The organism is Proteiniphilum propionicum (assembly GCF_022267555.1).
GTDB lineage: Bacteria > Bacteroidota > Bacteroidia > Bacteroidales > Dysgonomonadaceae > Proteiniphilum > Proteiniphilum propionicum.
On record NZ_CP073586.1, the window covers coordinates 398,850 to 419,965 of the forward strand.

Annotated in this window: 19 protein-coding genes; 5 read left to right on the forward strand and 14 right to left on the reverse strand. The window is 42.0% G+C overall.

Translation table 11 applies throughout. The features are described 5' to 3' along the window. The 7 genes from KDN43_RS01465 to KDN43_RS01495 all read right to left on the reverse strand — a co-directional run bounded on the left by KDN43_RS01465 (position 1) and on the right by KDN43_RS01495 (position 6,427). The gene (locus KDN43_RS01465) at positions 1-1,152 is read right to left on the reverse strand and encodes a FecR family protein (RefSeq protein WP_238867933.1); all 1,152 of its coding nucleotides are present in this window, start codon (positions 1,150-1,152) and stop codon (positions 1-3) included. A 122-nt stretch (positions 1,153-1,274) separates the two neighbouring features. Further along, a complete protein-coding gene (locus tag KDN43_RS01470; protein ID WP_238867934.1) occupies positions 1,275-1,892 on the reverse strand; it encodes an RNA polymerase sigma factor in 618 nt (205 codons plus the stop codon). A gap of 187 nt (positions 1,893-2,079) precedes the next feature. Beyond that, entirely contained in the window at positions 2,080-3,363 is a 1,284-nt protein-coding gene (gene eno, locus KDN43_RS01475; RefSeq protein ID WP_238867935.1) for a phosphopyruvate hydratase, read from the reverse strand. Positions 3,364-3,528: 165 nt separating this feature from the next. After that, positions 3,529-4,128, reverse strand: coding sequence for a MarC family protein (locus KDN43_RS01480; RefSeq protein WP_238867936.1), 600 nt, complete (start codon positions 4,126-4,128; stop codon positions 3,529-3,531). Positions 4,129-4,225: 97 nt separating this feature from the next. Next, on the reverse strand, positions 4,226-5,413 hold the full coding sequence (locus KDN43_RS01485) for a glycosyltransferase family A protein (protein WP_238867937.1): 1,188 nt from the start codon (positions 5,411-5,413) through the stop codon (positions 4,226-4,228). 138 nt (positions 5,414-5,551) lie between these two features. Further along, positions 5,552-6,193 (reverse strand): OmpH family outer membrane protein, encoded by a 642-nt coding sequence (locus tag KDN43_RS01490; protein ID WP_238867938.1) that lies wholly within the window; start codon positions 6,191-6,193, stop codon positions 5,552-5,554. A 15-nt stretch (positions 6,194-6,208) separates the two neighbouring features. Beyond that, complete coding sequence (locus KDN43_RS01495; RefSeq protein WP_238867939.1) at positions 6,209-6,427, reverse strand: hypothetical protein; 219 nt, start codon at positions 6,425-6,427, stop codon at positions 6,209-6,211. Between the two features lie 141 nt (positions 6,428-6,568). On the opposite strand from KDN43_RS01495, the gene KDN43_RS01500 reads away from it, so the two are divergent. The 4 genes from KDN43_RS01500 to tatC all read left to right on the forward strand — a co-directional run bounded on the left by KDN43_RS01500 (position 6,569) and on the right by tatC (position 10,577). After that, complete coding sequence (locus KDN43_RS01500) at positions 6,569-8,035, forward strand: aminoacyl-histidine dipeptidase (protein WP_238867940.1); 1,467 nt, start codon at positions 6,569-6,571, stop codon at positions 8,033-8,035. A 246-nt stretch (positions 8,036-8,281) separates the two neighbouring features. Next, positions 8,282-9,307, forward strand: a complete 1,026-nt coding sequence (locus KDN43_RS01505; protein ID WP_238867941.1) for an endonuclease/exonuclease/phosphatase family protein — start codon at positions 8,282-8,284, stop codon at positions 9,305-9,307. 123 nt (positions 9,308-9,430) lie between these two features. Then, positions 9,431-9,640, forward strand: a complete 210-nt coding sequence (locus tag KDN43_RS01510) for a Sec-independent protein translocase subunit TatA/TatB (protein WP_238867942.1) — start codon at positions 9,431-9,433, stop codon at positions 9,638-9,640. Positions 9,641-9,749: 109 nt separating this feature from the next. Beyond that, entirely contained in the window at positions 9,750-10,577 is an 828-nt protein-coding gene (tatC, locus tag KDN43_RS01515; protein ID WP_238867943.1) for a twin-arginine translocase subunit TatC, read from the forward strand. 59 nt (positions 10,578-10,636) lie between these two features. Here tatC and KDN43_RS01520 read toward each other — a convergent pair whose 3' ends face one another. The 7 genes from KDN43_RS01520 to KDN43_RS01550 all read right to left on the reverse strand — a co-directional run bounded on the left by KDN43_RS01520 (position 10,637) and on the right by KDN43_RS01550 (position 18,741). Beyond that, positions 10,637-11,017 carry a YccF domain-containing protein gene (locus KDN43_RS01520; RefSeq protein ID WP_238867944.1) on the reverse strand — a complete coding sequence of 127 codons (381 nt, stop codon included), beginning with the start codon at positions 11,015-11,017 and terminating at the stop codon, positions 10,637-10,639. Then, complete coding sequence (locus KDN43_RS01525) at positions 11,014-11,391, reverse strand: RidA family protein (RefSeq protein WP_238867945.1); 378 nt, start codon at positions 11,389-11,391, stop codon at positions 11,014-11,016. Before KDN43_RS01525 ends, KDN43_RS01520 begins: the two co-directional genes overlap by 4 nt. 240 nt (positions 11,392-11,631) lie before the next feature. Next, entirely contained in the window at positions 11,632-12,372 is a 741-nt protein-coding gene (gene rlmB / locus KDN43_RS01530; RefSeq protein WP_238867946.1) for a 23S rRNA (guanosine(2251)-2'-O)-methyltransferase RlmB, read from the reverse strand. A 30-nt stretch (positions 12,373-12,402) separates the two neighbouring features. Continuing rightward, complete coding sequence (gene recN, locus KDN43_RS01535; RefSeq protein WP_238867947.1) at positions 12,403-14,067, reverse strand: DNA repair protein RecN; 1,665 nt, start codon at positions 14,065-14,067, stop codon at positions 12,403-12,405. A 9-nt stretch (positions 14,068-14,076) separates the two neighbouring features. Further along, entirely contained in the window at positions 14,077-14,982 is a 906-nt protein-coding gene (gene porD / locus KDN43_RS01540; RefSeq protein ID WP_238867948.1) for a type IX secretion system protein PorD, read from the reverse strand. A gap of 218 nt (positions 14,983-15,200) precedes the next feature. Then, positions 15,201-17,174 (reverse strand): PorE family type IX secretion system protein, encoded by a 1,974-nt coding sequence (gene porE, locus KDN43_RS01545; RefSeq protein ID WP_286853885.1) that lies wholly within the window; start codon positions 17,172-17,174, stop codon positions 15,201-15,203. A 49-nt stretch (positions 17,175-17,223) separates the two neighbouring features. Beyond that, positions 17,224-18,741: a DUF4301 family protein gene (locus tag KDN43_RS01550; RefSeq protein ID WP_238867950.1), complete on the reverse strand. Its 1,518-nt coding sequence runs from the start codon at positions 18,739-18,741 to the stop codon at positions 17,224-17,226. Between the two features lie 300 nt (positions 18,742-19,041). Here KDN43_RS01550 and dnaK point away from each other — a divergent pair, with 300 nt between their 5' ends. Beyond that, positions 19,042-20,955: a molecular chaperone DnaK gene (dnaK, locus tag KDN43_RS01555; RefSeq protein WP_238867951.1), complete on the forward strand. Its 1,914-nt coding sequence runs from the start codon at positions 19,042-19,044 to the stop codon at positions 20,953-20,955. Positions 20,956-21,116 lie beyond the last annotated feature (161 nt).

Here is a 21,116-nt window from a genome sequence, read left to right on the forward strand (position 1 = left end):
TTATCTTATTACTTTGATAACATCATTTTCAATAATATATTCCTGTCCGGTCAAAAGAGAAATGGATGATACAACATCCCGTAGATTTTCCGAGAGATATAGTTTTCCGGTAATTTTTTTATCACTTTCAATATTTTCGAAAGAAACATTGTAATACCGCCCTACTTTTTTGAATAATTCTGAAACCGGAGTACTGTCAAACATGAAAACTCCATTTACCCAGCTAGTATAGAAAGAAACATCTACTTTTTCTGCATAAATACTTCCATCACGGAATTCAACCATTTCGTTAGGATTCATCATAATTGACTTGTTATCTTTGGTTTTCACCTGTACTTTTCCATTTACCAAAACAACCGAGGATGTTTTATCTAAAGTATATGCCGACACATTAAAACGGGTCCCGAATACCTGAACATCCAGATCCGGAGTATGGACAATAAAGGGTTGTTTGCTCAATTGAGCAACATCCAGATATATTTCTCCTGCAAGTTTTATATCGCGCGTTTTCCCGGAAAAATTTGTTGGAAATTCCAACTCCGTTCCCGAGTTTATCCAGACCTTGGTTCCATCAGCCAGGATAAGAAAAGAGCGCTTTCCGTTGGGAACAATAAGCTTGTTGGTTTGAACATTATTCACCTCAAGCGTCTTTTCGATATCGGCACTATCGGTATATGAGATTTGCCCATCATTTAGATGAACCGTAACATTTTGATTCAGGACTATCTCTTTTCCTCCCGCTAACAGTTTCACCTCCTGTTCGGGAAGAGTTTTACCAATAACTTCAGCACTTATTGCCATCATTGAGTTATTGTCTTTCCTAATAAAATATAAAGTAGTAATAAGAAATAACAAAGCGATAGCGGCAGCACTCGAAATGTAATAAATAATCCTTTTCTTCCTTTTCTTTTTGTACAAGACACTTTCAATAATTTGTTTATATAATATATCGGTATCGTTGAAAATCCTTTTATTAATTGCTATTTTATCAAATATTTCAATTGAAATTTTAAATTCTTCTTCAAGATCTGGATTTTCGTGAATAAAAGAGGACCAAAAATCTTCCAGCTGAGACGTTCGAGTCAACCTCCATTGGATAAATTTTTTGTTTTCCAGGAAAAAAGGATTGTATATATATTTACTCTCTTTCATTTTTTTAGATTTATTCATTCACCCGAATTAACTTATATAACTACATATTAAAGACAATTGAACTTTTATTTTGTAGTCAAAAATAAAAGCGAAACCAATATATTAACATTTTATAGGGATAATTACAAATAGTGGTAATAGGTAAGAGCCACTAAAATAACAAATAATTGCCTTTCCGGATCTTTATTCATAGATCTTAAATGCTCAATACTCCGATGAACAAGCCTTCTTGCCGAATTATAATTTATTTCCATAAGGATAGCAATCTCCTCATAATCCAGCTCTTGCATATATCGTAAATAAATAATTTCTCTTTGGCGTGGTGTAAGCTCATTCAATAGATTTTCAACGGTTTGTTTTAGTTTTTCAGTATCTTCACGGCTAATAAGAGATTCTAATGTTGTTATTTCGGTTGAAAATGGTATATTTTCAAAAAAAGAATCTGAAATTTTACAATTCCTTTTCTGAATATTAAAAAGTTTGTTTCTTAATGATCTAAATAAATATGAAGTTAAATTTCTTACTTTAAGGAACTTGCTCTTATCAATAAGAATCTTACAAAATACATCATGCACCGCATCCCTGCATGTCTCTTCATCGAATCCCAGACTTAGCCCATAAGATAAAAGGTCATTAACATAAAAATTGTAGATGAAAGAAAAAGCATCATATCCGTTTTTATTTGCTAAAAATTCCTTCCAATATTTATTAACTACAATATACCTGTTATTTTCCTGCATTATTATCCTATGGTATCCATATATTACGTTGATGATCTAATAAGATGAAAACAAAGTTATGTATTTTATTCAATAAATAACAACTTTTTATTTTTTTAATCATCACATAAAAATAAGAAAATATCGGATTTAAAAAAAAGCCACCCCTTTAAGGATGGCTTTTTGAGTATATCGTAAATTAAATAATTTACCTGATTTTCTTGTAGCCGTAAACAGCTCTATCGCCCAGCTCCTCTTCGATACGAAGCAGCTGGTTATACTTGGCCATACGATCTGAGCGGCTCAGCGAACCGGTTTTTATCTGTCCGGCATTTGTTGCCACCGAAATATCAGCGATGGTAGCATCTTCGGTTTCACCCGAACGATGTGATGTTACGCTTGTATATCCGTTTCTATGTGCCATCTCAATAGCGTTGAGCGTTTCGGTAAGCGTTCCAATCTGATTCACTTTAATGAGTATAGAGTTTGCGCAACCCAGTTTTATTCCTTTTTCCAGGAACTCCACATTGGTTACAAAGAGGTCGTCACCCACCAACTGGCACCTGTCGCCAATCTTATCGGTAAGTAGCTTCCATCCGTCCCAGTCGTTCTCGCTCATACCATCTTCAATAGAGTCAATCGGGTATTTGGCTATCAACTCTGCCAAATAATCGGCTTGTTCGGCAGAATCACGTTTTTTACCTGCAGCCCCTTCAAATTTTGAGTAGTCGTATACACCATCTTTATAGAATTCGGAAGCAGCACAATCAAGACCAATCATTACATCTTTACCCGGTTCATATCCTGCATTTCTTATAGCTGTGAGGATCGATTCAAGAGCCTCTTCGGTCCCTCCGGCCAGCTTAGGGGCAAATCCCCCCTCATCGCCCACGGCAGTGCTTAAACCTTTTCCGTGAAGCACTTTCTTCAACGAGTGGAATACTTCAGTTCCCATGCGCAATCCCTCTTTGAAAGAATCGGCACCCACCGGGCGGATCATGAATTCCTGAAATGCTATAGGTGCATCGGAGTGCGAACCGCCATTGATTATGTTCATCATAGGAACAGGCAGCACATAAGTGTTAGTACCTCCGATATAACGGTAAAGGGGCAATCCGAGATAGTTAGCTGCAGCTTTGGCAACCCCGAGCGAAACACCAAGCATGGCGTTTGCACCTAGGTTTGATTTTGTTTTTGTACCATCCAGTTCGATCAGTTTAGCATCAATCTGAGTCTGTTCCAACACATTCATACCCAGCAGAGCGGGAGCTATTACATCATTGATGTTTGCTACTGCCTTCAACACACCTTTTCCCAGGTAACGCCCTTTATCTCCGTCGCGAAGCTCCAAAGCCTCGTTTTCTCCTGTGGATGCCCCCGAAGGTACGGCAGCACGGCCGAATGCACCTGATTCTGTCAATACATCCACCTCAACGGTTGGATTCCCTCTTGAATCCAAAATTTCTCGTCCTAAAACACTTACAATTCTCATGTTGTTGAATTTTATAAAATAAATAAATTGTCTAATCCTAATTGATTAAATAATAGCCCGATAACTGTAAACATATCTAATAAATCGCACTTACAAATATACGATTTTTTTTGCTAAACAGATAGTATATATTTTATTATACATCACATACACATTTTAAATACCTCACACATTTACTGAAGCAATGAGTGTACTCATATTTGATGTTAGCAGTTTCACCGCGATAGCCATCAGAATGACGCCGAAAAATTTACGGAGTATATATGCACCGCTTTCACCCAGCAACCTTTTCACAGGATCAAGGAATCTCAATACTAAGTATACAATTATAAGGTTCAGAATCACCGCTATAATAATATTTACCGTATAATACTCGGCCCTCATTGAGAGCAGTGTGGTAAAACTTCCTGGACCTGCTATCAATGGAAATACTACTGGAAAAAGAGTGGAAGAGTTGTCCGGGCTTGAACTGTCATTTTTAAATATCTCCACACCGAAAATCATCTCTATCGATAGAATAAGCAGAACAACGGCTCCAGCAACAGCAAATGAGGAAATATCCAACTGAAAAAGCTTCAGTATCCACTCTCCTATAAAAAGGAATCCAACAAGAATAATAAATGAGTACAAGGCCGCTTTCTCCGGATGAATCGTCTTGTCACGGCTCCTCAGGTCCAGAAATATTGGTACTGACCCAGTTACATCAATTATTGCGAACAATACCAAAAAAGCACTAACGATTTCAAGAAAGCTGATAGCCATCATAACTATATTGTTTTAGAATAATGAAAGAATTCCCTTTCATTTTGACTACAAAAATACAAAATAAAGACTCCCTCTCAAAGTGAACGAATGTTATTTGTTAATCATTGCTGAAAGTTTTGTGAATGTCACTTATGCTCGTATCAAATGGAAACGGATCAGGATGAACATAATTGAGGTATTTTATTATCTTGAAAGCGTTGAAATGGTGGAAAAAACGTTTCCGAAACGTGGCTAAAGAAGCACTGTTAGCATTACAGTCTCGTATCACTCCCTGAAAATCCATCTCTTGCAAGAATTGCATCAGCGAGGGATGCACCCCGCTCATCATCGACAATATTGCACTATCATTTTTCTTGAATAATGAATCTTTAAGAACAAAGAGTTTTTTCAGCTCCCTGAAGGCAGCTATCGAGTACACCTTCAACACACCGTCAGGTTCATCCAATATTTTTCGCAAGGCAGGCCCTGTACCGAAAGGTACGCGTTCAGAAAATCGGGCCATTGGATAAACATATGTCCCTTCCAACTCATCAACTTTACCCAAAGCGAAAACTTTCTGCAAAAAGTAAAAGTCCTCCCCACCCTGCTGGCGTCCCATTCCGCCAACACGTACATATGCATCTGCAGAAACAGCGAAAGCTGAACCAATGGTATGATAGTAATATGGGAAGCCGGTAAACTTCATCATTTCCCTAAAATAACGAATATAGTTCTCATATTGCCTCACTGCATTTTCTATTGCCGGATTGTGGTTTTCGACTCTGTGATAAAATTGATGCACAGTGGCATTCAATCGATTATCTCTTGAAAAAGCCTTATAAATATCAATCATGAAATTGGCTGACACCGTACAGTCAGCGTCCAGAGAAACTATTACACCGCGGTTTTTTTTGTTCTGCAAAAAATGTCTCACAGCAATATCCATCCCTATTTTGCGTGCCAGCCCCACACCTGCGTGTTTTCTCGGCAACCCTTCAAACAGCAACGGGAAAAAGCTTAATTCCGGCACATTGTGTTTTTCCGCGTACAGCAATGTTTGTTCATATGAAACCCTGTTCTGCAAAACAACCTTTTCATCCGAATTTACTCCAGAATTAAATATAATAGCGATCAGTACGCCCGCTTCCGGGCGAATACATTCAAAAAGGCTATCCAGGGTTTCAAAGAGATCGGGTTCGTTATGACAGGGAATAACCACAACCATATCCGCATAACATTCTTCAGGGAATATTTTGCGTATATATTCAGGTTTTTGTTTTTCAAGATATGTTTTCCAATGTTTCATACACTTCGCTAAATAAAGAACTTTCAATTAACAGATCGACGATTCAATTGATCTGTCAAAAGCCACAAACAGGTTGAAAAAGTGACAAAAAAAGGCTCTTTGTTTAAAAGAACCTTTTCTCATGTCCCTGGAAAGGGATTATTTCTTAACCTGCGGCGTAGTGGTTGAGGTTGCCGGACCATACTTACTATTCAGGAACTCAACCACATCATCAGTGATATCATATTTATCGTCTGCAAACAGGATAGTGCTTGTAGTCCTGTTGCTCAAGATTATCTCATAGTTTTTGTTCATGTTAAACTCCTTCATTCTGGCTTTAATTGTATCCTCCATCTGAAGGTTCAGCTTCTCCTGTTCAATCATAAACTCCTGCGTCAACCTTTCTGCCAGTTGCTGGTACTCCTGATTCATCTGCAGAATCCGTTCCTGTTCCTGTTGTGCCCTCTCCTGACTCAGAAAGGCGTTATTCCGTAATTTACGGTCAAACTCCTGTGCTGCGGAATTGATCTGCCCCTGTCTCTGATTTAATGTAGCCCTGGTACTCTCCTCTTTTCTCAACAATGACTCGTTGAGGTCTTTGGCAAAATTGTAATTCATCAGCAGTGAATCAACATTCACGAATGCAATTGGCAAAGTAACTGATGAGTCATTCAGTAACAGGGAAAGATTTTTCCCTGATGCTCCGTTAGATGATTGGTTCGAATTAAAAAACAAGATGTAAAAAATAATTAATGCTACCGCCAACACTCCGCTGACGATGTAAGGAGTAGAATTCTTCATTTTTTATGAGATTTATTAATTTTCGGATTTCGATATTTTCTCCAACAGGTTCTCTCTGTTATACATTTCCGCATCCTGCGATGAAGCGCAGTGAATGCCCCTGTCCTGCATTGCCCGGCTAGACCCTATATGTAAAGATGGAAATTCGCCTTTCTTTGTAAAGAAAACCCGAACGCCCAGTAATAATACGGCAATGAATGAGATTAGAATGCCCAAAACGAGTATTTTTACCATAACATGCTCTCTATTTACCCGCAAAGATAGTCTAAATAGCCATTCAAACATCAATTTTTCTCATTAAAGATACAAAATTTTTGCTCGTGCACATTTTTTCCACTATTTTTATCAGCTATAAAAATATCAAAAATTAAGATTATGACTATAAAAGATCTACAACCTTCAGCAATATGGGGATACTTCTATGACATTACACAAATTCCCAGGCCATCGAAAAAAGAAGAAAAAATAGTTGCTTATCTACTCAATTTTGCCAGGCAGCACAATCTGGAAGCAAAGCAGGACGGTGCCGGGAACATTCTTATCATCAAACCAGCTTCTGAAGGCAAGGAGAATGTGCCAGCAGTAGTATTGCAATCACATGTAGACATGGTGTGCGAGAAAAACTCAGATGTGACTCACGATTTTGACAATGATCCCATCGAGACCATTATTGATGGTGATTGGGTAAAAGCCAAAGGTACTACACTTGGTGCCGACAACGGTATAGGGGTAGCAGCTCAGCTTGCAGTACTGGCTGCTGATGATATTTCACACGGGAAAATCGAAGCACTTTTCACCGTTGACGAAGAGACAGGGCTTACAGGAGCTTATGCACTCGAGAAAGATTTTCTTACAGGCAACATCCTCATTAATCTTGATACTGAAGAGGAAGGTGAAATTTATGTCGGCTGTGCAGGAGGAAAAACCACAAAAGCATTTTTCAAATACAAGGAGAAAGATTCCCCAAAAAAATATTTCTGGTTCAAAGTACAGGTAAAGGGGCTTCGTGGCGGACACTCAGGCAGTGATATCGACAAAGGATCCGGGAATGCGAACAAACTGCTAACCCGTTTTCTGTACTCACTTACCCGCAAAAAGTATGGCATGATTTTATCTGAGATTGGAGGTGGAAATCTCCACAATGCTATTCCTCGCGAAGCACACGCCGTGGTGGGTGTAAAAGAAAAATACAAAGAGGAGATACGTGTGAAACTCAACACCTTTCTGGCTAAAGTGCAGGATGAGCACAAACACACTGATCCACATCTTGATATTCATCTTGAGTCGGTTCAGATACCATCGAAGGTTATGAACAGGGGTACTGCCGAGAGACTGGTTTTAGCATTGCTTGCCTGTCCGCATGGTGTTCTCGGAATGAGCCATGATATTCCCGGACTGGTTGAAACATCCACCAACCTGGCTTCAGTAAAAATGCTCCCTGACCATCTGATTGAGGTTGGCACAAGCCAGCGCAGTTCGATTGAGTCTCAGAAAGATTATGCAGTAAACATGGTGACTTCTGTTTTTGATCTGGCTGAGGCAGGGGTTAAGCATAGTGAAGGATATCCCGGATGGCAACCCAACCCCGATTCGGCCATCCTGCAACTTGCTAAAAAAGAATATAAAGCTCTTTACAATAAAGAAGCAGCTGTAAAAGCAATCCATGCTGGTCTGGAGTGCGGGCTGTTCCTTGAGAAATATCCAAATCTCGATATGATCTCCATAGGGCCGGATGTTACAGACGTGCATTCACCGGATGAAAAGATGAAGATCTCCTCAGTTGGCAAATTCTGGGATTTCCTGGTAAAGATTCTTGAAAACATTCCTGCGGAAATGAGTTAAAGGACAGGATATGCTTTTTATTCATGAGCCCCCTCAATTAGAATGTCTTCAATCTGAATTTCTGATACTTATCTGACTTAATTTCATAATACGAGTCAGCTTGAAAAAGTCTCAAATTAGAAGATTTGACATCATAATCACTCTAAAATATGGAATCATTTATCACAAAACAATTTGTTGAAGTGGTAACTAATACTAATTTATGAGAAAATAATTTTTTCAAGTTGGTCCAAATATTATTAAGTAATGCGTCGTTTACTCTTTATTCTGCTGTTTTTGGTAGTTTGTTTTACGGAAATCGTTCCTCAGAACGATTTCCGTATCATGTTCTACAATGTTGAAAACTTATTCGACACCGAAAACAATCCTCTAAAAAACGACGATGATTTTCTTCCGGATGGTTTCATGCGATGGACCCCCTGGAAATATTGGGAAAAGCTGCGCAACATCTCCCGTGTGATTACTGCCGTAGGAGGCATGCGGTCTCCTGCTCTTGCAGGTTTATGCGAGGTTGAAAATGACTGTGTGATGTTTGATCTCACAAAACGATCGCCGCTGAGGGTACAGGAGTATGAATATATTGTCACCGACTCACCTGATGAACGGGGAATAAACGTTGCTTTGTTATATCAACGACATCAGTTCAGGTTGATTGAATTCAAAGAGTACGAAGTCATCTCTGATGATAAGAATGCCAGGCCTACTAGAAACATTCTTCACGCCACTGGCAGTGTTGTAAGTGGCGACACCCTTGATGTATTTGTCTGTCATTTCCCTTCACGGAGCAACGGGCTTCGGGAAACTGAGCCGGCCCGGATTAGAGCAGCCTCGCTTCTTCGGGGCAAAACAGACAGCCTTTTTTCCCTTCGAAAGAGTGCCAATATAATTATCATGGGCGATTTTAACGACAACCCAAACAACAAGAGCATTTCTAAAACTCTGGGAGCAAAGAGTATTCACTCCCCCCTGAGGAGTGATCAACTATATAATCTGTTTTTGCACCGAGTAAAAGAACGCAATTTCGGGTCATACAAATATAAGGGAAAATGGGATCTGTTTGATCAGTTCATAGTGAGTGGAAATATGCTGATAAAAAATAATGGGATACAGGTTATAAATGATGAAGCATATATTTACAATGCCGGTTTCTTGCTTGAAGATGATGTGCGCTATACAGGTAAAAAACCATACAGGACAAATCTGGGACCCCGATATATCGGTGGGTTCAGCGACCATTTACCAGTATATATGGATCTGTTTATAAGGGAATAAATCAAATAAAAACGAAATTTTCAAACTTTATATTAAAATGCTTGGTTACTTCAATAAATTAATCATACATTTGTGTCTTAATAAGTGTATTGTAAATATGAACATCCAAAATATATAAAACCTATGAATCCACTTCTTATTAATTTGAACGGTTGGGAAATACCCATTATTGTTTTGGTTATTTTGATCCTTTTCGGAGGCAAAAAAATTCCTGAATTCATGAAGGGATTAGGCAAGGGTATTAATAGCTTCAAGAAAGGATTGAATGACTTAGAAGAAGATATTAAAGCCGACCCGACTGATCGTAATTCGAACACAACTGGGAACAAGTAAACTTACAAGAAGATTTTTCGGAGACACCTCAAATATATATCGTATCACAGACACGATGGGTTGGCTTATTGAAACCTTCGGGGAATAAAATTTATAGCTCAGGGAATACATGGCAGAGAAAGAAATGTCCTTTTGGGATCATCTGGAGGAGTTTAGATGGACGCTGATTCGCATTATCGTAGCTGTTATAGTATTCTCCATTGCTGGCTTTATTATAATCCCCAAGATCTTTGATTCAATAATTCTCGCGCCACGATCGTCAGATTTTATCACCTACAGGCTTTTTGAAAAAGCAGGAGAGTACCTTCCTTTTATGCCTGATTTCTCCGCCGGGTCATTCAACGTGGAAATCCTCAACATCAACATGATAACACAGTTCATGACCTATATCTCCACCTCATTTTCATTCGGCGTTCTGTGCACTATTCCCTATATATTGTATGAGTTGTGGAGGTTTGTCAGCCCGGCTCTGTACGAACACGAAGCCAAGGGGATAAAAACCGCTTTCGGATTCGGAGGTGTAATGTTCGTCATTGGATGCCTTGTAGGTTATTTTATTGTTTTCCCTCTGATATTCCGTTTTCTCATCACTTTTGAGCTGAGTGAATCTATCGAGAACATGATCTCACTTGATTCGTACATGAACAACTTCTACACCCTCATACTGGTGATGGGGCTGGTTTTTGAGCTGCCACTGGTATTCTGGCTGTTATCGAAGCTGGGACTTATCTATCGATCTTTCTTCCGCAAATACCGCCGTCATGCCATTGTAGGCTCACTGCTGGCAGCTGCATTAATCACTCCTTCCGGCGATCCATTCTCTCTTTTCGTAGTAACAATACCTATCTATATGCTATGGGAAATCAGTGCCTTTGTGGTTAAAAAAGATCCTCCAGAAGAGGAGGAGGAAGAGGACCTTCCGGTGCTGTTCGAGTAAAAGAGCTCCCTTTAAATCAATAAAGCCTTAACACTGAGAAAAGTAAAAGGCGCAGCCGGCTATCTGCCGGTACTTGAAACCGCTCTTCCAAAAGGTGTTAGCGCCAGCCTCATCAGTTTAAAGTGCTGATTCCCGAAAGGAATTCCGATAATGGTGATGTAAAAAAGCAGGCCTAACAACAAATGAGTCAGCACGATGGGAAGTCCGCCCACAAAAAACCAGATCACATTCATAAGCATGGAAAGACAGCCTGAGGAAGATTCATTGTGAACAATCTTTTTTCCGAAGGGCCACAAAGCTACCTCTGCCAGCTTCAGCGACTGAAGTCCGAAAGGTATGCCAACGATGGTAATCATCAGCGCCAAGCTACCCATTATATATTCGATGGCAATAAGTGCCCCGCCGAAAACAACCCAGATGATATTTCCTATTGTCTTCACTTCACTGCAATTACCTCTATTTCCACCATCGCGTTCTTGGGAAGAGATTTAACCGCGAAGGCCGAACGTGCAGGGAATGTGCCACTAAACTGAGTTGCATATACTTCGTTCATATCGCCGAAAAGCGACATATCCTCCAGGAAAACAGTCGATTTGACAATATTATCCATATTCAATCCCACTTCTGCAAGAATGGAGCGGATATTATTGAATACCTGTCCGGTCTGTTCTTTTATTCCGCCGGCAACAAATTCACCGGTTAAAGGATCAATGGGCAGTTGTCCCGACAGGAACACCAATCCTTTAGCTTCAACAGCTTGACTATATGGGCCAATAGCTGCAGGAGCTTTTTCTGTAGAAATTACTTTTTTCATTTTTATATGTATTTATAACCAATAATACTAAGGCAAATATTTTTTTAAACTGCAAACAATCACAGATAAACGTCAAAAAAAGCATCAATAAACCCAAATTTTCTGCAGTAAATGAACTATCTTATATACCGTAACTTTATTACCCACTGTTAAAACAACAATAAGCAACACCATACAAATATGTTAATCAGCGTTCAAATTCAACGAGCATTTGTCACATATCGTCATAATACTGTCACTCTACATTAATTTTCTCTGTCTGATCACCTCGTAAATTAATACTCCGGCAGCCACAGATACGTTGAGAGACTGAATGGTACCAAATTGTGGAATTTTAATCAATTCGTCACAGATACGAAGATGTTCCGGTGCAATACCGGCATCTTCCGCTCCCATCACTATTGCTGTAGGCACCGAAAGATCTGTCCCGGTATAAAAGTTCGCCGCTTTTTCCGTTGCAGCTACCACCTTTATTCCACTGTTCCTAAGGAAAAGTATCGCCTCTTTCAGGTTCTGTTCTCTGCAAACAGGAATAGTATGTAATGCCCCTGCCGATGTTTTAACAGCATCGGCATTCACCGACACGCTTCCTCTTGCAGGGATAACTATAGCATCCACACCCGCAACCTCGCAGGTGCGGGCTATAGCACCGAAATTACGGACATCGGTCAATCCGTCCAGTACTATAATCAATGGATTTCTTCCCTCTTCATAGAGCAGCGGTACAATATTTTCCAGTTTCTGGTAGGTTACTGCCGATGTAAAGGCAACAACCCCCTGATGGTTCTTTCTGGTAATACGGTCTATCCGTTCCACCGGGACCCTCTTCATAGGAATCTCATATCTTCGTAACTGTTGTTGAAGTTCAGAGAACAGCTCTCCAGCTAGCTCACGCTTTACCAGCACTTTGTCAATATCTTTCCCCGCTTCCACAGCCTCAATCACGGCACGGATGCCAAAAATCATCTCTTTTTCTCTCATACATTTTTTTCTTTTCAAATACAACCGCCTTCAATCTGTAACACCCAGCATCACCCGTGCATTCTCTACCGCCTGGCTCGATACCTCAGCACCACTCAGCATCCGCGCAACTTCATTCACCCGCTCCTCCCTGTTCAACTCTTTTATATGTGTAGATACCGCATCGTCAGTCTCTTTTTTGTATACCACAAAATGTGTATGCCCCTTGGACGCAATTTGCGGCAGATGCGTGATGCCTATCACCTGCATCTTTTTGCTCATCTCTTCCATAATAGTTCCCACCCTGTCGGCAACTTCACCCGACGTACCTGTGTCAATCTCGTCAAAAATAATGGTTGGCAACGCGGTTGCTCCTGCTATCATCGCCTTTATGCAGAGCATCAGTCGTGATATCTCTCCCCCTGAAGCAATATCCGAGACCGGCTGCAACGAACTGTTTTTATTTGAAGAGAACAGAAACTGCACATTGTCCGCACCCGTTTCATCCGGGCTCATTCTGCGCTTGAAGTCGCACCTGAACCGGGTGTTGGGCATTCTCAGGTAGGCCAGCCTCTCCATAATCCCTTTTTCAATTCCGGGTGCCGCCACCTGCCTCTTTTTGCTCAACTGCGATGCTTTAGCAAGCATCGTCTCCCTTTTTCTCTCTGTTTCCTTCTCTAAGCCAGTCAGCCGTTCATCGAGCGAATCAATATTCTTCAGCCTCAGTGCCATTTCATTGCGAAGGTTAATCAGCTCTTCTACCGTGGTGACAGAGTGTTTCTTCTGGAGCTCATAAATGGTGCTGAGGCGATCTTCCAGCAGTTGTTGCTGTGCAGGATCAAACTCCACCTCCTCAAAATAACGCGAGGCCTCTTCACGCACATCTTTCAGGTCGATATATGCCGACTCTACTCTCAGCGCAAGCTCCTTAGCTTTGGGATATACTTTATCTATGTCTTGAAGAGCATCTCTTACCGAACGCAACATCGTTTCCACGTTCTGTTCATCACCCGAAAGATTAGAAGTAACAGAAAAAAGTGCCGACTTAATCTCTTCGGAATGGGTGATAGCCTCGAGTTCCTGCTCTAATAGTTCCTGCTCCCCTGCTTGCAGAGCAGCCTCTGTCAATGCGGTGTATTGAAACCTAATGTAATCCTCCTCCTCTTTATTTCTTCTGGACTCCTCCCGTAAATCGTTCAATGCTTTTTCCGAGGCACGATATTCAGCAAACGCTTCCCTGTAATCCTCACTTTCTTCCGCAGTACCGGCAAGCACATCCACAACATTCAACTGAAACAGATTATCGTTCAACGAAAGATTCTGATGTTGGGAATGTATATCGATAAGCCTGTCCCCCAATCCTTTCAGATCGTTCAGATAGACAGGCGAATCATTCACGAATGCACGTGATTTCCCGTTCAGCCAAATTTCACGGCGTAATATACATTCATCACCTTCGTAAACCCAATCGAGTTCATCAAAAAAAGGCTTTAACCCATAACTTGATATATTGAAAACACCTTCTATTACACACTTTGTTTCGTCCTGCTTAATATTTCGTGCATCGGCACGTTGTCCAAGGATAAGAGACAATGCACCCAGAATAATGGATTTACCCGCACCTGTCTCGCCTGTAATCACTGAAAAGCCTGAATCGAAGGTAATATTCAGCGAATCGATTAGTGCATAATTCTGTATTGATAACGATTTTAACATATACTCCTTTTATCTCAACTTGTTAAGCTCCACTCTATGCGTGGGGTAGACCTCGTTCATCACACTGTAAACCTGCTGTTTCATCTGTAGATCTGCCTCTGAAAAAATATCCACAAGCTCATGCAGCTTTGCATCACCGAAAAGGAGGATCAATACTGATTCCGGCCTCTGTTTGTAAAGCAACGGTATAAGCACTAATGATGAAGCTATTTTCTCCTGTCCTTCGCGGATATCACCGGCCATCCGGTCCAGCCCCCCGCTGTGATAATCGTACCACATCTGCCGGTATTTTGATTGTGAGCCATCATTAAATGCAGCAGCCATGATATAACGGCTCCGGTTGTTACCCGAAGTCTCCCACCCACTCCAGCCATAGGATTGCACTCCCGTAGCAATCACCTCCATCTGCCGGAAGCATGCAGTGCCTCCAAGTGAGGATCTGGAATCGAGGTCCAGCCCTATAATAAGATAAACATACCATGCTATGACCGCTGTCAGGTTTCCCTGAATAAAGGTCGGGTCGAAGTCGAGAGGCTGATACTCTCTGTAATCGAACTCGAACTGCCTGTCACGCAGGTTAAGCAAAGGAGAATAGCGATTGCTGTTTAGTACAGTGCGGTGCGACTGCACATAAAGCTCTCCCCTGAAAGAGCCTGAAGGGAGCATTTCCGTGACGATAAGGTTAAAAGAGCACTTTATCCGTTCACTCTCCCCGTAATGGGCTTCAGTCCATCTTCTGCCGTTAATAAAGGTATGCAACGCATTTTCGAGTGAGACAAACAGCTGCCTGTTTGCCCCCTGAACAGCAGAGCTGTTCACCTTCACCGTAGCATTCACCTCCTGCGCGGAGAGTGGATATACACCTACCGCACAGAATATCCCTAAAAACAGATATTCCCAAAATGCCTTAATCATTTTCTTATAGCAGATATTACAGTCAAAACATTTGCGAAGCCTTCAACAAACAAAAATACACATTATTTCGGAGAATTCATTTTCCGTCAATTGATTTCTTTTCCACTGCTTGTTTCCACAATAAGCTGCCTGGAGTCTGGAATTTTCAGATTACTGCGACATAAAACCGGGTAGCTTTCACAAAAATCAAGTTTCATCCAGAAGCAGTTCTTCATAATCTAAGGAGAAAAGAGCTCCAAGCCAATCACACGAAACTCTGTACGGCGATTAATCTGATCTGCGATAGCCTGCTGTTCCGGAGTAAGTCGCCTTATGAAATCGTCAGAAAGGAGATCCCCCTCATTCAGAAAATCATATCTGGAAGCTATATTTTTGTTCACCCTTTTCGGTTGTGTTTTCCCGTATCCTACTGCCGAAAGCCTGTTCCTGTCTATGTTGTGTTCGGCCAGATAATCTACTACCGACTGTGCACGACGCTGCGAGAGCTGCCGGTTATAGTCGTCTCCTCCCTTCCTGTCAGTATGTGCCGAAAGCTCAACCAATATTTCCGTATGTTCATTCAGCAGAGCTATAAGCCCACTCAGCTCCTCTATCGCTTCAGGACGAAGGGCAGCCCGGTCGAAGTCGTAAAGAATATTTTCAAGGATAACAGGCTTATTATAGGGAACCATCTCGAAATCCACATAATAGAGTGTATCCTTCTCAACAGAAGCTGTCCGAAGGCTTTTTTTTTGATTTAGAAAACCTTCGGCACTTGCCATAAACAGATATTCCACCCCTCTTTTTGCTTTAAGCCGATACTCTCCCTGCCGGTTAGTTGTGAATTGGTGCTGCGAGCCGTCACTCCCTACAACGGCAATTACAGCATCCGGAATAAACTCATCATTGCAATCAACCACAAACCCTTCAATAACGGTATTTACATCCGTATATTCAAAAGAATAGATATGGTCATAACCACGTGCATCATCCCGGTTAGAACTGAAAAAGCCTTTCTCCGCTCCCTGTTCGAAAGTGATTCCAAAGTCGTCAGCCGAAGAGTTTAGCGGCGGCTTCAAGTTGTTCACCTCCCATTTTCCCTTCTCTCCCGACCAGTTTGCCACAAAAAGATCCAGTCCCCCCATTCCTGGATGGCCATCGGAAGAGAAGTAAAGGAGAGTATCGTTTCTCACATAAGGGAACATCTCATTTCCCCTTGAGTTAATTTCCGGACCAAGGTTTTCCACATAAAGCACTTCTCGGCTTTCCGTGATTGCGGCACGCCAGATATCTTTTCCCCCATATCCGCCCGGCATATCAGACACAAAATAGAGAAACTGCCCCGATGGTGAAACAGCCGGATGTGCAAAAAGCGACAAAGAATCGTTTTCTGCAATTTTAAGAGGCTGACCCACAGTCCACGAGCCATTGACCCTTCTTGAATAATAGATTTCAGGGGTAGTAGGGGCCTCTTCATCTGCCAGGCTGAATGTATAGTACATATATTCCCCGTCACTTGTGATAGTTGGCGTACCCTCATCGAAATCACCATTTATTTCAGTTTCAATACGTTTAGGTTTCTGCCATTCACCCCGGACATTCTTCACAGAGAAAAAGAGATCGTTATACTTTATACCGGTAACGGGACTTCTCCCTCCAAGGGCATCGTCTCTCGATGAGGTAAAATAAAGGGTCTCATCGATATTAGCCAGCAAGGGGCTGAACTCTCCCCGCGGGGAATTGAAAATGTCCATCCTTTTTACCACATATCTGGCCGGGGTCCGTTTCATGGCAACTGCAGAAACAGCACCATTAAGTCCACTTACCCCCAATGAATGGCCAGGCATCAATTTTAAAAACTCATGGTATGCCTCTACTGCTTCGTCGTATTGCCCTTCCCTGTGCAACATCTGTGCGTAGTGAAGATACAGCATCGTGTCGGGGTATTCATAGCGAATGGCATTACCATAAGCGGTAACAGCACGTGCCGACTGGTTGAGCATTCGATAGTTCTCCGCCATCTCAAACGCTACAACCCCCTTCATTGCACGCTGCTCGCGCGGCGTATTCCGGTAAAGATTCCTATAAGCCTCTCCCGCGGCATAATACTCACCACGCAGATAAAGCGACCTTGCATCGCTCAGGTTGACCTGATTACAGGAAATCATAAGAGACGCAACAATCAAGATAATTGATATAATGCCTGGATTCAAAACTGCATTTTTAGCGTAAACTTATTTATGTATAGATGCGAAATTTGAATTACTGATGTTCGGGCCTGAGAAGGTCGTTCACCGTTTTCACCGGGTTAAAAGTGCTGATAGGTACCTCCACGAAGATCGTGTTCCAGTCGCTCATGGCCCCGTTCCATAACCCCGGCAACTCAAGAGCCTTCAGCTCTTTTCCGTTCTTCGATTTGTAAGATATAAAACCTGTATTCCGATCCACAAAATCTGTCAGATTGAACTTATTCCCGTTATAACTCTTCACACCACAGACCACATCCACGGGATTAAAATGGGACCCGTTTTTGAATGCTTCCATTGCACCGGCATTATCCTTGTCAATCTGAGAGCTTTCCAGTATCTGAGGTGATGCCGTTCCATCGGGATTGACCGCAATAAACGGGCCTCCACCCGGTTCACCGACATTTTTCACCATTCCGCACACACGGAACGGGCGGTCGAGCTTCCTTTTCAAATACTCTTTCAACTCATCTACCGACGCGAACTCTCCAGGGTGAGAGACAGAGAGTTCATTTTCGGTGAAGGCCAGCATCTCCTGCATTTCATTTTCAACAATATTCCCCGACTCCAACCTATTCAAATAATCGTAAGCACGTTGCTGCAGGGTTACCAGAATGCCTGCCAAAAGCCTTTTATAATGTGCTTCATTATCTTTTAACCTGTCGGGTACGACATTGTCAATATTTTTGATAAAGATGATATCTGAATCGATATCGTTCAGGTTCTCAATCAATGCGCCATGCCCTCCCGGCCTGAACAGCAGAGCCCCATCCTCGTCACGGAAAGGTTTATTGTTCATATCAACAGCTATTGTATCAGTATTAGGTTTCTGAATACTAAATGATACAGAGATGGATGTGTCAAGTTTTATTTCGTAGATCAACTTTCTTGCTGCCACCAGCTTCTCAAACATCTGCCTATGTTCTTCAGAAACTGTAAAATGTATATTAACACTACCATCTGCATTTTTGGCATACAATGTTCCTTCAAAAAGATGCTCACCAACAGGCGTACGGTTTTCATCGGGATAGCTGTGAAACAGGAGAAGTCCTTTGGGCATATTACCATAATCCAATCCTTCGGGACGAAGCAAGGCTTCCACCACATCTTTGTAACGTCCCTCGTTACACAATGAGCCGGCATCTTTGCCGAACATCTCCTTACATGTCTTATCGAGAGAATCAAAGAATGCAAACTCTTTTAAACCGCTGAAAAAGTTTTTTTCAAATGAGGTTGTTGGCACATCATAATCTGCATCGACGAAAGCAAACAGATCTTTGAACATCCTGCTGGCTGCACCCGATGCTGGAACAAACTTAGTAACCTTCTTGTCGCCTTTAAGGAAGTCATTCCAGGTCTTCAGGAAAGACTCTTCCTCATCTTTACTCACTCTCATGATTCCTTTACCCACTGATGCAGCTGCAACAATGGGCAGGAAAGGAAACCCGGTAATAAAAAAATTCAACTGTTCATCTGTTTGAGCCTGTTGTATCCCCTTCTCCTGCAGTTGTTTTAAATCTTGTTTTGAATACATATCAAATTGGGTTTAATATTTGCTAAATACAAAAATGATGCTCTACTGCCACGCCACAGCGTTATTTTGCAGACACTCTTTCAAAGATAGAAAAAACTTCCTGATTGGATCCATTAAGAAGAATAAAAATTTATCATTTGATACAAGTCAATCCGACATATTGGCAGAAAAACTATTTAACAGGAAAACTTGGCACAACATTTGAAAAAGGTATAGTGTAATCATAAATCCATCGGTACAAGACCGATGAAACATTTGATAAAAAGAAGAAACAGATAAAATTAAACATTATAATAAACTATGGGAAAAATAATTGGAATTGACTTAGGAACAACCAATTCGTGCGTTTCTGTAATGGAAGGGAACGAGCCTGTTGTAATTCCTAATAATGAAGGCAAACGCACTACACCATCGGTAGTTGCATTTATGGATAACGGAGAACGCAAAGTTGGTGATCCTGCCAAACGTCAGGCCATCACCAATCCCAATCATACGGTATCTTCCATTAAAACATTCATGGGAGAGACATTCGACCAGGTACAAAAAGAGATAGGGCGCGTACCTTATAAAGTTGTACGTGGTGATAACAACACCCCTCGTGTTGATATCAACGGACATCTTTATTCCGCACAGGAGATATCGGCAATCGTCCTGCAAAAAATGAAAAAAACAGCCGAAGACCACTTAGGACAGGAGGTAAAAGAAGCAGTGATCACGGTGCCCGCATATTTTAGCGATGCACAGCGCCAGGCAACCAAAGAGGCAGGTGAAATTGCCGGGCTCACCGTTCGCCGTATCGTGAACGAGCCTACTGCAGCAGCCCTCGCATACGGTCTGGACAAACAGAACAAAGATTCTAAAATAGCCGTATTCGACCTTGGTGGAGGTACTTTCGATATATCTATTCTGGAATTGGGAGATGGCGTTTTTGAAGTAAAATCAACCAATGGCAATACACACCTTGGAGGTGACGACTTCGACCACCGTATCATCGACTGGCTCGCAGAAGAGTTTATGAATGATGAAGGCGTGGATCTGCGTAAGGACCCTATGGCTCTGCAACGCCTGAAAGAGGCTGCTGAAAAAGCCAAGATCGAGCTCTCCAGCGCCACAACAACCGAAATAAACCTCCCTTACATTATGCCAGTGAACGGCATTCCGAAGCACCTGGTAAAAACGCTCACTCGGGCTAAATTTGAACAGCTGATAGATGATCTGCTGCAAAAATGCACCGAGCCATGTAAGACCGCAATGAAAGATGCCGGCCTATCAAATTCCGATATTGATGAGGTTATACTTGTGGGCGGTTCAACCCGCATCCCTGCCGTTCAGGATATGGTTGAAAAACTTTTCGGCAAAAAACCGCATAAGGGAGTAAACCCAGATGAGGTGGTTGCTATTGGAGCAGCTATACAAGGTGCCGTACTTACCGGAGAGGTAAAGGATGTGCTTCTACTTGATGTAACCCCGCTTTCACTCGGAATTGAGACACTTGGTGGCGTAATGACCAGGCTGATTGATGCAAACACCACCATCCCTACAAAGAAGAGTGAGGTGTTCTCCACAGCAGCCGACAATCAGCCCTCAGTTCAGATTAACGTATTGCAGGGTGAACGGTCAATGGCGCGCGACAACAAACAAATTGGTGTGTTCAACCTCGATGGCATTCCACCATCTCCGCGAGGTGTACCTCAGATTGAGGTAACATTCGATATCGATGCAAACGGTATTCTTAGCGTATCGGCTAAAGACAAGGCAACCGGCAAAGAGCAGAGGATCAGGATAGAGGCTTCTTCGGGACTGAGCGATGATGAAATCAAACGAATGAAGGAGGAGGCAGCTGCCAATGCTGAAGCCGACAAGAAAGAAAAAGAGCGCATAGATAAACTGAATCATGCCGACTCAACCATCTTCCAGACCGAGAAACAGCTGAAAGATCTGGGTGACAAGATACCCGCAGACAAAAAAGCGCCAATCGAAGCGGCTCTCAACAAGCTGAAAGAGGCTCACAAAGCACAGAACCTTGATGGTATAGACGCCGCTACAAATGAGTTAAACACGGCATTCCAGGCCGCATCGCAGGAGATGTACAATGCAACCAACGCGCAGGCAGGGGCTCAACCCGGTGCAGATGCAGGACAACAGTCGTCACAGGGAACCAGCCAATCCTCCAACGATGATGTCACCGATGTTGACTTTGAAGAAGTCAAATAGTTTAACATTATAAACGATTACAAACAATCAGTAAATAGCGGTAAGACAATGTCTTATCGCTATTTTTGTTATGTGCCGTGCATGACAAATCACTTGGTGGTGCAAGTCCACTGTGGGGGTTCATAATCGCCAACCATTAGGTTATTTATCTTACCACGGGA